At 69.5% G+C, this 13124-nt stretch carries 10 protein-coding genes; 9 read left to right on the top strand and 1 reads right to left on the bottom strand.

Going from position 1 to position 13124, the window contains the following annotated elements; all coding sequences use genetic code 11:
- Positions 1 to 7 precede the first annotated feature (7 nt).
- Positions 8 to 1021, bottom strand: coding sequence for an NADPH:quinone reductase (locus tag ACFVXC_RS11470; protein ID WP_389904451.1), 1014 nt, complete (start codon positions 1019 to 1021; stop codon positions 8 to 10).
- Positions 1022 to 1471: 450 nt separating this feature from the next.
- Between ACFVXC_RS11470 and ACFVXC_RS11465 the strand changes: the two genes are divergently transcribed.
- From ACFVXC_RS11465 to ACFVXC_RS11425, 9 genes are all read left to right on the top strand, one after another.
- Positions 1472 to 2746: an amidohydrolase gene (locus ACFVXC_RS11465; protein WP_389904040.1), complete on the top strand. Its 1275-nt coding sequence runs from the start codon at positions 1472 to 1474 to the stop codon at positions 2744 to 2746.
- 199 nt (positions 2747 to 2945) lie between these two features.
- Complete coding sequence (locus ACFVXC_RS11460; RefSeq protein WP_389904037.1) at positions 2946 to 4055, top strand: BMP family protein; 1110 nt, start codon at positions 2946 to 2948, stop codon at positions 4053 to 4055.
- Between the two features lie 232 nt (positions 4056 to 4287).
- Entirely contained in the window at positions 4288 to 5340 is a 1053-nt protein-coding gene (locus ACFVXC_RS11455; protein WP_389904035.1) for a BMP family protein, read from the top strand.
- A 197-nt stretch (positions 5341 to 5537) separates the two neighbouring features.
- Complete coding sequence (locus ACFVXC_RS11450) at positions 5538 to 7160, top strand: ABC transporter ATP-binding protein (RefSeq protein WP_389904449.1); 1623 nt, start codon at positions 5538 to 5540, stop codon at positions 7158 to 7160.
- Positions 7157 to 8293 (top strand): ABC transporter permease, encoded by a 1137-nt coding sequence (locus tag ACFVXC_RS11445; RefSeq protein WP_389904032.1) that lies wholly within the window; start codon positions 7157 to 7159, stop codon positions 8291 to 8293. The genes ACFVXC_RS11450 and ACFVXC_RS11445 overlap by 4 nt, the downstream gene beginning before the upstream one ends.
- Entirely contained in the window at positions 8290 to 9552 is a 1263-nt protein-coding gene (locus ACFVXC_RS11440) for an ABC transporter permease (protein WP_389904031.1), read from the top strand. The genes ACFVXC_RS11445 and ACFVXC_RS11440 overlap by 4 nt, the downstream gene beginning before the upstream one ends.
- Positions 9549 to 9974 (top strand): cytidine deaminase, encoded by a 426-nt coding sequence (locus tag ACFVXC_RS11435; RefSeq protein WP_389904030.1) that lies wholly within the window; start codon positions 9549 to 9551, stop codon positions 9972 to 9974. Before ACFVXC_RS11440 ends, ACFVXC_RS11435 begins: the two co-directional genes overlap by 4 nt.
- Positions 9975 to 10083: 109 nt before the next feature.
- Complete coding sequence (locus ACFVXC_RS11430) at positions 10084 to 11361, top strand: thymidine phosphorylase (protein ID WP_389904028.1); 1278 nt, start codon at positions 10084 to 10086, stop codon at positions 11359 to 11361.
- A gap of 192 nt (positions 11362 to 11553) precedes the next feature.
- Positions 11554 to 13035, top strand: coding sequence for a hypothetical protein (locus tag ACFVXC_RS11425; protein ID WP_389904026.1), 1482 nt, complete (start codon positions 11554 to 11556; stop codon positions 13033 to 13035).
- Positions 13036 to 13124: the final 89 nt, after the last annotated feature.

The following is a 13124-nucleotide window of genomic DNA, read 5'->3' as shown; positions in this document are numbered from 1 at the left end:
GCTGTGATCAGGGGATGTCGACCAGTACCCGCCCCACCACGCCCTTTTCGAGAGCCGCGTGGGCGTCGGCGGTGTGCTCCAGCGTGAAGCGGTGCAGTGGCAGGCCCGCTTCCTCGCCCACACGCAGCGCGCCCGCGTTCACTGCCGCCGTGACGTCGGTGAGCGCCTGCTGCTTCGCCGCGGACGGCACGGTGTAGACGAAGACGCTCTGCCAGCGCAGATTCGACGGCAGTGAGGTGAGTACGGGGATGGACAGCTGCTCGTTCTCGCCGCCCGAGTAGTACGCCACCACCGCGCCTTGGGCGGCCACCGCGATGTCGAGAGCGGCGTTGGCGCCCGGTGCGACCTCCACGATGATGTCGACGCCCTCGGGAGCGAAGGCCTGGATCTCCGCGACCGTGTCTCGCGTGCGGTAGTCGATCACCCGGTGGGCACCCGCCGCGTGCGCCAGCGCGGCCTTGGCGGGGCCGCTGACCGTGGTGATCACGCGGGCTCCCGCCCAGCGGGCGAGCTGGACCGCCGCGTTGCCCACGGCGCCGGCGCCGCCCGCCACCAGTACGGTCGAGCCTCGCAGCGTGCCGGGCGCGAGCAGGCCGGGCCCGCCGTCGTGCACGGTCAGCGCGCGGTGGGCGGTCAGGGCCGGGATGCCCAGGGCGGCGCCGAGTTCGAACGGGGCGTGGTCGGGCAGGGCGACGGCGTGCTGATCGGGGACGAGCGTGTACTGCTGTGCCGTTCCCCAGGGCCGCTCCCAGGCGGCCTCCCAGATCCACACCCGCTGCCCGACCCGCGCCGGGTCGACCTGCGGACCCACGGCATCGATCACCCCGGCCCCGTCCTGGTGGGGCACCTCCTCGCGCACACCCGGCGGCAGCGCCCGCCGGCGGCTGCGCCAGTCGGTCGGATTGACGCCGGAGACGTACACACGGACCCGCACCTCACCGACCCCGGGCTCGGGAACCGGACGCTCGACGAACTGAAGAACCTCAGGCCCACCAGCACCGGTCCTGACAATGGACTTCATCTCTCTCACGCCCACACCCACCTTCAGCCTTCGCTCACTCCGAGGAGCTCGGAGGGTCCACGGACGCCGCCCGCCTGGAGGCGATACGCTCCTGCGAACCCCGCCCGGCTCAGGCGATACCCTCCTGCGAACCCCGCCCCGGAGCGCCATATTCCGCCCGCCGCCGGGTGACGAGGGGGCGGGCGCGGCGGCCGCCCCCGACCGCGCATGATCCCGCCCCTCCGTGGTACTTGTGGAGGGCGTCATCTGGATGGCCGCCCGGAGCGCGTACGTCGCCGCGTACGCATATGACCAGTGCCTCGTTGCCTGAAAAGGCGGAGAGTTTACCCACCTCAAGTAGCGCTTATGCGCCACGCGGCCACTTTTTCTTACCCTATCGGGCTGAACTTTTGTTGATCGTGGGTCAGTTGGCACATGGCTCGCCCTACCCTTCAGAGGGTGAACCAACTGATGTCACGAGATTCCGAGCGAGGGTCCGAGCGAGGATCCGAGGTTGATCTGCCCGGCGAAGCAGCGGGGGACGCCCCCGGGGCAGCCGTGCTTCCCGGTGTGCTCCCGGACGACTTGCGCAGCGAACTCATCGCCTTCCGGCGCGACTTGCACATGCACCCCGAGCTCGGCAACCAGGAGTTCCGCACCACCGCGGCCCTCAAGGCCAGGCTGGAGCAGGCCGGCCTTGAGCCCCGCGTGCTCGACATCGGCACGGGGCTCGTCTGTGACATCGGCATCGAGCGGTGGGACGGCGTACGCCCCATGCTCGCCCTGCGCGCCGACATCGACGCGCTGCCCATCCCGGACACCAAGCTCGGCGTCCCGTACCACTCCACCGTGCCCGATCGCGCCCACGCCTGCGGGCACGACGTACACACCACCGTGGTGCTCGGGGCCGGGCTCGTGCTCGCCGATCTCGCGAAGCAGGGGCAACTTCCCTGCCCCGTGCGGCTGATCTTCCAGCCCGCGGAGGAGGTGCTGCCCGGCGGCGCGTCCGACGCCATCGAGTCGGGGGTGCTCGACGGCGTCGGGCGCATCATCGGCGTGCACTGCGACCCCCGTGTCGACGCGGGGAAGATCGGGCTGAGGCACGGGCCGATCACCTCCGCCTGCGACCGTCTTGAGATCTCGCTCGACGGCGCCGGCGGCCACACCGCGCGCCCCCACCTCACCACCGACCTCGTCACAGCCGCCGCCAAGGTCGTCACCGAGGTCCCCGCCCTGGTCGCCCGGCGTATCGACGCCCGCTCGGGGCTCGCGGTGACCTGGGGACGTATCGAGTCCGGGCACACCTGCAACGTCATCCCGCAGCACGCCGAGCTCTCCGGCACCGTCCGCTGCCTGGACCTCACCGCCTGGCGGAAGGCGCCCGACCTGGTGCACGGCGCCGTCCAGGAGATCGCCGACCTGTACCGCGCCAAGTCCGTGGTGAATTACATCCGCGGCGTGCCGCCCGTCGTGAACGATCCCGAAGTGACCGACCTGTTGCGTGACTCCATGGAGCTGCGGCGCGGCACGCACTCCGTCGAGGACACCGAACAGAGCCTGGGCGGCGAGGACTTCTCCTGGTACCTGGAGCACATGCCCGGAGCCATGGCCCGCCTCGGCGTCCGTACGCCCGGCGAGCGCACCGTCCGCGATCTGCATCAGGGCGACTTCGACGCGGACGAGTCGGCGATCACGGTGGGCGTCGAGCTCTTCACGGCCGCCGCTCTCCTCGACAGCACCCGGTAGCGGGCAAGCGGTGGGCAGGAAGCAGTAAGCACCGCTATCGGCCGGTTACGGCGGTACCGTTCACCCGGACGTAACCGGCCCTCGGCACGAATAGGTAACGGCAGCGCGAAACCCCGTTCCCCTCCCTTTCTACGCGCGTTACTGTGCGCCGAAATCAGGCCCGTCAAGGGTGCTTCGGGGAACGTAAGGGGTGCGTCCTATGCGTCTTCGTCAAGGATCTCGTGGAGCCCGGGGAACGAGGCTCTGCCAAGTGGCCGTGGCGGTGGCGTCCGTCGCCCTCGCGGCCTCCGCGTGCGGCAAGACCAGCAGCGAGGCCTCCTCGGACGACGAGGGCAAGGACGGCAAGTCCGGGGGCTCGTCGAAGTACGACGACAAGGGCATCGGCCTCGCGTACGACATCGGTGGTCAGGGCGACCAGTCGTTCAACGACGCCGCCTACGCCGGATACGCGAAGGCCCGCAAGGACTTCAAGATCGGCGGCGTGGACATGGAGCCGGGCGACGGCGAGTCCAGTGCCGACAAGGTGCAGCGCATCGAACAGCTGGCCAAGCAGGGCTACAACCCGGTCGTCGGCGTCGGCTACATCTACGCCCCCGCGATCAAGGAGGTCGCGGCGAAGTTCCCCAAGACCACCTTCGGGATCATCGATGACAACACCGTGAAGGCGGACAACGTCGCCGACCTGGTCTTCCACGAGGAGCAGGGGTCGTATCTGGCGGGCGTCGCCGCGGCCAAGGTCACCAAGGCCGGTCACGTCGGATTCATCGGCGGTGTGGACATCCCGCTCATCCACAAGTTCGAGGCGGGCTTCGTACAGGGCGTCAAGTCCGTCGACCCCAAGATCAAGATCGAGAAGCAGTACCTGACCGAGAAGCCCGAGGACGGCGGCTTCTCCAGCCCCGACAAGGGGCAGAACGCGGCGAGCGGCCAGATCGAGTCGGGCGCCGACGTGCTCTACCACGCGGCGGGGCTCTCCGGGCAGGGCGTGATCCAGGAGGCCGGTTCCCAGAAGGTGTGGGCGATCGGCGTCGACTCCGACCAGTACAAGCAGAAGGCCCTGGCCAAGTACAAGGACTACATCCTCGGCTCGGCCCTCAAGGACGTCGGCGGGGCCGTGTACGACCTGACGAAGTCCGTCGTCGCGGGCAAGCCGATCACGGGCGAGCAGCGCTACGACCTGAAGTCGGGCCGGGTAGGGTTCGCCGACTCGAATCCGAAGTACACGGCGATGAAGGACGTGGTCGCCGCCGTGCGGAAGGCCGAGAAGGACATCGCGGACGGCAAGATCGAGGTCAAGACCACTCCGTAGCCCGCGCCGACGGGCGGACGTACGCGGCACGTACGACAGGTGGGGCGCCCCTTGCGTGAGGGGCGCCCCACACTGCGTACACGCTCGCGCAACCTCGCGGCCACAGCTCGATAACGGACGGGACAGAAGGGTTCTTATGTCAGGTCTACGCGCGTTACGCTGCGGCGAAATCAGCGCCAGGTGAGGCGCTCGTACGTGCTTTTGCTTGCTTGTACATAAGGAGTTCCTCTCTATGCGCCGGGTTTCCCGAATTGCCGCAGCGGGTGTAGCGACCGCCGCACTCGCCGTCTCCGCCACCGCCTGCGGCGGCACCTCAAGCGACGCCGCCGGTTCCGGCGACGGCAAGAGCAAGGGCGTCGCCATCGCGTACGACGTCGGCGGCAAGGGCGACCAGTCCTTCAATGATGCCGCGACCGCAGGTATGGACAAGGCCTCCAAGGACCTGAAGATCGGCAAGAAGGCCGTCGAGCCGACGGACGGCGAGTCCGACGCCGACAAGGCCCAGCGCCTCACCGAGCTCGCCAAGCAGGGCTACAACCCGGTGATCGGCATCGGCTACGCCTACGCCCCCGCCGTGAAGGAAGTCGCCGCGAAGTTCCCGAAGGTCAACTTCGGCATCGTCGACGACGCCACCATCGAGGCGGACAACGTCTCCGACCTGGTCTTCAACGAGGAGCAGTCCTCGTACCTGGCGGGCGTCGCCGCCGCCAAGGCCACCAAGACCAAGACCGTCGGCTTCATCGGCGGCGTGAACAACCCGCTGATCCGCAAGTTCGAGGCCGGCTTCGTCCAGGGCGTCAAGGCCACCGACAAGTCGGTCAAGATCAAGCGCCAGTTCCTCACCGAGAAGGCCGAGGACGGCGGCTTCTCCAGCCCGGACAAGGGCAAGGAAGGCGCCAACGGCCAGATCGAGGGCGGCGCCGACGTGGTCTACCACGCGGCGGGTCTCTCGGGGCAGGGCGTGATCGAAGCGGCCGCCGCCAAGAAGGTCTGGGCGATCGGTGTCGACTCCGACCAGTACGAGCAGAAGGCCCTGGCCAAGTACAAGAAGTACATCCTGACTTCGGCGACCAAGGACGTCGCCGGAGCGGTGTACAACCTGACGAAGTCGGTCCAGGATGACAAGGCCAAGGGCGGCGTGGTCCGTGCGGACCTGAAGTCCGGCGGCGTCGCGCTTGCCGACTCGAACCCCGAGTACAAGAAGATGAAGGACCTGCAGGCCGCCGTGGCGAAGGCCGAGCAGGACATCACCAGCGGCAAGACCAAGGTCAAGACCACGCTGTAACCGGGACCACGCTGTAACCGGGAATCGCTGTACCAGTACTGCGCTGCAACAGCGAAGTCACGGCCGCGAAACGGGGTGTGGGGGACGATGGTTCCCCCGCGCCCCGTTCGCGCGGCCCACTGCTCAACTCCCGTAGAACCAGGGGCGCTACGCGCGTAGGTGGCCCCTTTCCTGAGGATTTCCGAGGAGAGTGCGCCATCGACGCGTCCACCAGCCCTCCGCCCACCGCACAGGCCGTTGCCGTTGAACTCACCGGCATCACCAAGCGCTTCCCGGGCGTCGTGGCCAACCATGACATCCGCCTGATCGTCCGCAAGGGCACCGTGCACGCCCTCGTCGGCGAGAACGGCGCGGGCAAGTCGACCCTGATGAAGATCCTCTACGGCATGCAGAAGCCGGACGAGGGCACCATCTCGGTCGACGGTGCCCAGGTGACCTTCGCGAGCCCCGCCGACGCCATCGCGCGCGGCATCGGCATGGTCCACCAGCACTTCATGCTCGCCGACCAGCTCACGGTCCTGGAGAACATCGTTCTCGGGAGCGAGAAGCTGCACGGCATCGGCGGCGCCGCCCGCCGCAAGATCGCGGAGATCTCCGACCGCTACGGCCTCGGGGTCCGCCCCGACGCCATGGTCGAGGACCTCGGCGTCGCCGACCGGCAGCGCGTGGAGATCCTCAAGGTCCTCTACCGCGGCGCCACCACGCTGATCCTGGACGAGCCCACGGCCGTGCTCGTGCCCCAGGAGGTCGACGCGCTCTTCGACAACCTGCGCGAGCTGAAGTCCGAGGGCCTGTCCGTCATCTTCATCTCCCACAAGCTGGGCGAAGTCCTCTCCGTCGCCGACGACATCACCGTCATCCGGCGCGGCACGACCGTCGGCACGGCCATCCCCTCCCGGACGACGCCGCGCCAGCTCGCCGAGCTGATGGTCGGCAGCGAGCTGCCCACGCCGGAGACGGCGGAGTCGACGGTCACCGACCGGGCGATGATCGAGGTCGAGGAGCTCAAGCTCCTCGCCGACGGCGAGTCGGGCCGCGCCCTCCTCGACGACATCTCCTTCACGATCCACGAGGGCGAGGTCCTCGGCCTCGCGGGCGTCGAGGGCAACGGCCAGACCGAGCTGATCGACGCGCTCATCGGCCTCAAGCACGCCGACTCGGGCGTCATCCGCATGGCGGGCGAGGACATCACGGAGCTGGCCACGCGCCACCGCCGCGAGCAGGGCGTCGGCTACATCCCCGAGGACCGCCACCGCCACGGCCTCCTCCTGGAGTCGCCGCTCTGGGAGAACCGCATCCTCGGTCACGTCACCGAGAAGCCCAACTCCCGCGGCAAGGGCGGCTTCTGGCTCGACCCCAAGGGCGCGCAGGCCGACACCCGGCGCATCGTCGAGCAGTACGACGTCCGCACGCCCGGCATCGACGTCACGGCCGCCTCCCTCTCCGGCGGCAACCAGCAGAAGCTGATCGTCGGCCGCGAGATGAGCCACAAGCCCCGCTTCCTGATCGCCGCCCACCCCACCCGCGGTGTGGACGTCGGCGCGCAGGCCCAGATCTGGGACCAGATCCGCGAGGCCCGCCGCGAAGGACTCGCCGTCCTGCTGATCTCGGCGGACCTGGACGAGCTGATCGGCCTCTCCGACACCCTCCGCGTGATCTACCGCGGACGGCTCGTCGCCGACGCCGATCCGGCCACCGTCACGCCGGAGGAGCTCGGTTCGGCGATGACGGGTGCGGCATCCGGCCACCTCGAACACGTAGAAGAAGACCCCGAAGAGGGCTCTGCCGAGACCGAGACTTCGGAGGACGAGGCCCGATGAAGAAGTTCGACAAGGAGCGTCTGCTCCTCGCGGTGGCCGGACCGGTCATCGCCCTCGTCGTGGCCGTGGCGCTGACCTCGGTCGTGCTGCTCGCCTCGGGCAAGAACCCGATCGAGCCGTACACCCTGATGCTGGAGCAGATCAGCTACTCCGACATCCAGGTCCTGACCATCAACCAGGCCGGCATGTACTACCTGGCCGCGCTCGCGGTGGCCGTCGGCTTCCGCATGAACCTGTTCAACATCGGTGTGGACGGGCAGTACCGCCTCGCCGCGATGGCCACCGCCGTCGTCGGCGCGCACGTGGCGCTCCCCGCCCCGCTCCAGATCCCGCTCCTGATGCTGGTCGCCATGCTCACCGGCGCCTTCTGGGCGGGCATCGCGGGCATCCTCAAGACCACCCGCGGGGTCAGCGAGGTCGTCGCGACGATCATGCTCAACGCCATCGCGACGAGCGTCATCGGCTACATGACCCTCACCGAGAACTTCGGCGTCCCGGTCGGCAACAACCAGACCACCGGCGAGATGCACGAGTCCGGCTGGTTCCCCGGCATCAGCATGGGCGACTCCGGCGAGATCTACGGCTTCGTGATCATCGCCGCTCTGGCGGGTGTCCTGTACTGGCTGGTCCTCAACCGCACCCGCTTCGGCTTCGACCTGCGTGCCACCGGCGCCTCCGAGTCGGCTGCCGCGGCCTCCGGTGTGAACGCCAAGCGCATGGTGCTCAGCGCGATGCTGATCTCCGGCGCGGTCGCGGGCCTCGCGGGCATGCCGATCCTGCTCGGCGACACCCACACCTACAGCCTCAGCTTCCCCGCGGGCCTCGGCTTCACGGGCATCGGCATCGCGCTGCTCGGCCGCAACAGCCCGGTCGGCATCGCGTTCGCCTCGCTGCTCTGGGCCTTCCTGGACAAGGCGTCACCCGCTCTCGACTACGCGACCCCGGTCGCGTACGACAAGGAGATCGCGGTGATCATGCAGGGTCTCATCGTGATCGCGGTCGTCGTCTCCTACGAGGCCGTACGCCGTTGGGGCCTGAGCCGTCAGCAGCGCCGCGTCGGTGAGGAACTGGCCGCCGCCCGCAACGACGACAACGGCAACAACGACACCGTGAAGGAGGTGGCTGCCCGATGAGCTCGGCAACCGTAGCCAAGCCCCCGGCCAAGCAGCCCGCGCCGGGCCGCCGCCGCATCTCGCTCCCCGTCCTCCTGCTGATCATCGCGGGTGTCCTCGTCCTGACCTCGGTGGTCCGGCTGATCACCGACGCGGACGGCATCACCTCCACCGGGCAGATGTCCACCGCGCTGCGGCTGGCCGTGCCGATCGGCCTCGCGGGCCTGGGCGGTCTGTGGGCCGAGCGCGCGGGCGTGGTCAACATCGGCCTGGAGGGCATGCTCATCCTCGGCACCTGGTTCGGCGCGTTCGCCGGTTACCAGTGGGGCCCGTGGGTCGGCATCCTGTTCGGCATACTCGGCGGCGCGCTCGGCGGACTGCTTCACGCGATCGTGACGGTCACCTTCAACGTCAACCACATCGTCTCCGGTGTGGCCATCAACATCCTCGCCCTGGGTGTCACCCGCTACCTCTCCACCTTCGCCTTCGAGGGCAAGGAAGGCGGTACGTCGAAGCAGTCGCCGCCGGTCGAATCCCTTGGCAGCTTCTCCGTCCCCGGCCTCTCCGACTGGTTGCAGGACCTGAACGAGAAGCACTGGTTCCTCGTCTCGGACATCGCGGGCCTGCTCGGCGGCCTGTTCACGGATCTCTCGCCGCTCACCGTCATCGCCGTCGCGATGGTGCCGCTGAGCTGGTGGGTCCTGTGGCGTACGTCGTTCGGTCTGCGTCTGCGCTCCTGCGGCGAGAACCCGGTCGCGGCGGAGTCCCTCGGCGTGAACGTCTACAAGTACAAGTACCTCGCCGTGATCATCTCCGGCGGTCTCGCCGGGCTCGGCGGCGCGTTCCTCTCGCTGGTCGGCTCGAACATCTACCTGGAGGGCCAGACCGGCGGACGCGGCTACATCGGCCTCGCCGCGATGATCTTCGGCAACTGGATGCCGGGCGGACTCGCGCTCGGCGCCGGTCTCTTCGGTTACACCGACAGCCTGAAGCTCCGGGGCGGCGGCACGAACGTGCACGCGCTGCTCCTGCTGCTCGCGATCCTGCTGGTCATCGGCGCGGTCTACCTCGTATGGCGCAAGCGTTACGTCCCCGCGGCGATCACCGCGGCCGTCTCGGCGCTCATGTTCGCGTGGTACGGCTTGACCGACGAGGTTCCCAACCAGGTCGTCACCGCGACGCCGTACGTCGTCACGCTCCTTGTGCTCTCGCTCTCCGCCCAGCGGCTGCGCATGCCCAAGGCGGACGGCCAGCCCTATCGAAAGGGACAAGGAACGTGACCGAGACCGAGAGCGGCTCCGAGCCGGAGAGCGAGACCGAGCCCGACTGGGACGCGCTGCGGGATGCCGCACGCGAGGCCATGTCCCGTTCCTACGCCCCCTACTCGGGCTTCCCGGTCGGCGCCGCGGCCCTCGTGGACGATGGCCGCACGGTGTCGGGCTGCAACGTGGAGAACGCGTCGTACGGCCTCGGCCTGTGCGCCGAATGCGGCCTCGTATCCCAGCTCCAGCTCACCGGGGGCGGCCGTCTGACGCACTTCACCTGCGTCGACGCCAAGGGCGAGATCCTGATGCCCTGCGGCCGCTGCCGTCAGCTGCTCTACGAGTTCGGTGGCGCGACGCTCCTTCTTGAGACGGCCGCCGGCATCCGGACACTGGGGGACATGCTCCCGGACCCGTTCGGCCCGGAGCACCTCAACTGACGCACGGCCCCTTCCTGTTGCTGTGCGACGGGGAGGGGCCGTCTTCATCCTGCGGCTCTATGCGCGTAGAGTCGCCTCACCGTTTTAAGGCGCAAAGAGGGGTTATGCCATGGACGTCATCTCCGTGATTCGTACGAAGCGGGACCGCGGCGAGCTGAGCGGCGAGCAGATCGACTGGGTCATCGACGCGTACACCCGCGGCGTGGTCGCCGACGAGCAGATGTCGGCCCTTGCCATGGCGATCCTGCTCAACGGCATGAACCGCGGCGAGATCGCCCGCTGGACGGCCGCGATGATCGCGAGCGGCGAGCGCATGGACTTCTCGTCCCTGTCCCGCCCGACGGCCGACAAGCACTCCACGGGTGGCGTCGGCGACAAGATCACGCTGCCGCTCGCCCCGCTGGTCGCCGCGTGCGGCGCCGCGGTTCCGCAGCTGTCGGGCCGGGGTCTCGGTCACACGGGCGGCACCCTGGACAAGCTGGAGTCGATCCGGGGCTGGAAGGCTCTCCTCTCGAACGAGGAGATGCTGTCCGTCCTGGAGGGCGTCGGCTCTGTCATCTGCGCGGCCGGCGACGGCCTGGCCCCCGCGGACAAGAAGCTGTACGCGCTGCGGGACGTCACGGGCACGGTGGAGGCGATCCCCCTGATCGCCTCGTCCATCATGTCGAAGAAGATCGCCGAGGGCACGGGCTCGCTGGTCCTCGACGTGAAGGTCGGCACCGGCGCCTTCATGAAGAACATCGACGACGCCCGCGAACTGGCGTCCACCATGGTCGAGCTGGGCACCGACAGCGGCGTACGTACGGTCGCGCTGCTCACCAACATGTCCACGCCGCTGGGCCTGACGGCGGGCAACGCCCTTGAGGTCCGCGAGTCGGTGGAGGTCCTGGCGGGCGGTGGTCCCTCCGACGTCGTCGAGCTGACCCTCGCCCTGGCCCGCGAGATGCTCGACGCGGCGGGCCTGAAGGACGCCGACCCGGAGAAGGCCCTCGCGGACGGCTCGGCGATGGACGTGTGGCGCCGGATGATCTCCGCCCAGGGCGGCGACCCGGACGCGACCCTGCCGGTGGCCCGCGAGACGCACGTCGTCACGGCGCCGTCCTCCGGCGTCCTGACCCGCCTCGACGCGTACGACGTCGGCGTCGCCGCCTGGCGGCTCGGCGCGGGGCGTGCGCGCAAGGAGGACGTCGTCCAGGCGGGCGCGGGCGTCGAACTCCACGCCAAGCCGGGCGACTCCGTCGAGGCGGGCGCCCCGCTGCTGACCCTGCACACGGACACGCCGGACCGTTTCGCGTACGCGCTCCAGTCCCTCGAAGGGGCGTACGACGTCGCTCCCGCCGGGACGGACTTCTCGCCGGAGGCGATCGTGCTGGACCGGATCGGCTAAGGGCTCGGTCCGTCCTGAGGGGGCCCGGCTGCGGGTGTGTTGTGGTTGCTCGCGCCGTTCTCCGCGCTCCTTGCGGGGGCGGCCGTGTGAGTTTGCCCGTGCGGTCGGGGACTGTGCCCTTCCGTACCTGGTCCCCGCCCGCCCGTGCCGCGTATTCAGGGATGAGTCGCATCCTGCGCGGGAGGGGCAGCCTTGCACGACCATGACCACGATCACGCCAGAGCCGCCGACGCCGGGCCAACCCGTGCCCCGGTCCGGCGGCCCGCGGGTGCGGTGGCGCCCGGAGGGCTCATCGCCCTGCATCGCGACGCGGGGAACGCCGCTGTCGTCCAGATGCTGCGCCGGGCCGGCCACCCGCACGCGGGCGACGCGGGCGACGCGGGCGGCGCGGGCGACGCACACCGGCACGGCGAACAGATCCACGTGCAGCGCTACGCGAGCGGCCAGGTCAAGAGCCTGGTCAGCGAGCAGGGCGAGGGCCCCTACTTCGAGTCGCAGTCATCACAGGGCGCCCTGGTCCCGGACCCGCGGCAGACCTCGAAGCACTCGGTGGACCACCTCGGGGCCCGTACCCACGACCCTTTCCAGCAGGACGTTGCGGAGGAGACCGGCGTCGAGCCTGACCCGCCGCTCGGGCTGCCCCTCAGGGTCGCGGGCGACGGATCCCTCGCGGTGCACGACACCGCGCGCGAACCGAAGGAGTTCTACGCGACTGGGGGCGTCATCGAGGCGAGCAACGCGTCCCTGACGGACGTCGGCAGCAATTACTCGCTGGCGGTCCGCGGCGCGCAGATCTCCGTGGAGAAACCGGACGGCGACGGGTCCGTCGTCCTCAAGCGCGTACAGCCCCAGACACGGGAGAACCCCAAGAACGCCGAGTCGGGCTTCGCGAACCTGCTCAAGTCCGAATGCATCGACGTGGCCAGGGAACTGATGGGCGGCGGCAGGCAGACGGACGTCGTCCTGACCGGGCGGGACGCCATGCCCTGGGAGGACAAGACCGTCGACGGCGTGGCCGACGGTCTAGCCGACCGCGCGGGAGCGCCGAAGGGCGCACCCACCCCGGAGCGCTACGGCGGCGCCCTGCGCGAGCACCCCGGAGAGATGGACGCCGCGGCAGCGGACCTCGGGGTGAACAAGGCCGCGGCCCCCGCGGTGGGCGAGGGCTTCGCGACCGTCTCCCTGGGGCAGAGCGCCAAGCTCGACTTCGCCGGGTCCGCCACCCCCGAGGCCAAGCCCCAGGACATCTGGGGCTTCCACTTCGCGGGCGTCGCGGCGCTCAGCGCGAACGGCGAGGACCGCGTCACCCTGGAGAACTACACCCGCACCGCCAACTCCGGCGACGCGCTGCAGGAACTGCTCCCCAAGCTGGTGGAGGAGTTCAAGACCAAGACCGCCATCCCTCTGCTGCGCTCCAAGGGCAAGCCCGCGCCCGGGGGCTCCGAGATGGACCAGGTGAACAAGCTGCTCAAAGAACTCGCCGGAAGCGCCCAGCGGGGCACCGAGGAGTTCAGGCGGCTCTCGGAGGCGAAGAACGAGTGGAACAGCAAGTGGTTCTTCCGCATGTACGGGTCGGGAGCGGGTCAGTCGTTCCACGAGCAGCAGTACGACAGCGGGCGGGGTGACTTCGTGAACGCCCTGACCCTGCGCGTCCGCAAGCGGCCCCAGGCCTGACCCGCGGCTGACGGCATGCGGCGGCACGGGGCGGCACGGGGCGGGGCGGCATGCGGCGGCACGGGGCGCCCGTACCGATGAGTTCCGGC

The organism is Streptomyces sp. NPDC058257 (assembly GCF_042881845.1).
GTDB lineage: Bacteria > Actinomycetota > Actinomycetes > Streptomycetales > Streptomycetaceae > Streptomyces.
This window is presented reverse-complemented; position numbering and strand designations above follow the sequence as displayed.

Bases quoted from the DNA above. Each gene is read 5' to 3' on its own strand.
- ACFVXC_RS11465 (WP_389904040.1), top strand. From the start codon at position 1,472: ATGTCACGAGATTCCGAGCGAGGGTCCGAGCGAGGATCCGAGGTTGAT.
- ACFVXC_RS11470 (WP_389904451.1), bottom strand. From the start codon at position 1,021: ATGAAGTCCATTGTCAGGACCGGTGCTGGTGGGCCTGAGGTTCTTCAG.
- ACFVXC_RS11440 (WP_389904031.1), top strand. From the start codon at position 8,290: ATGAGCTCGGCAACCGTAGCCAAGCCCCCGGCCAAGCAGCCCGCGCCG.
- ACFVXC_RS11460 (WP_389904037.1), top strand. From the start codon at position 2,946: ATGCGTCTTCGTCAAGGATCTCGTGGAGCCCGGGGAACGAGGCTCTGC.
- ACFVXC_RS11430 (WP_389904028.1), top strand. From the start codon at position 10,084: ATGGACGTCATCTCCGTGATTCGTACGAAGCGGGACCGCGGCGAGCTG.
- ACFVXC_RS11445 (WP_389904032.1), top strand. From the start codon at position 7,157: ATGAAGAAGTTCGACAAGGAGCGTCTGCTCCTCGCGGTGGCCGGACCG.
- ACFVXC_RS11455 (WP_389904035.1), top strand. From the start codon at position 4,288: ATGCGCCGGGTTTCCCGAATTGCCGCAGCGGGTGTAGCGACCGCCGCA.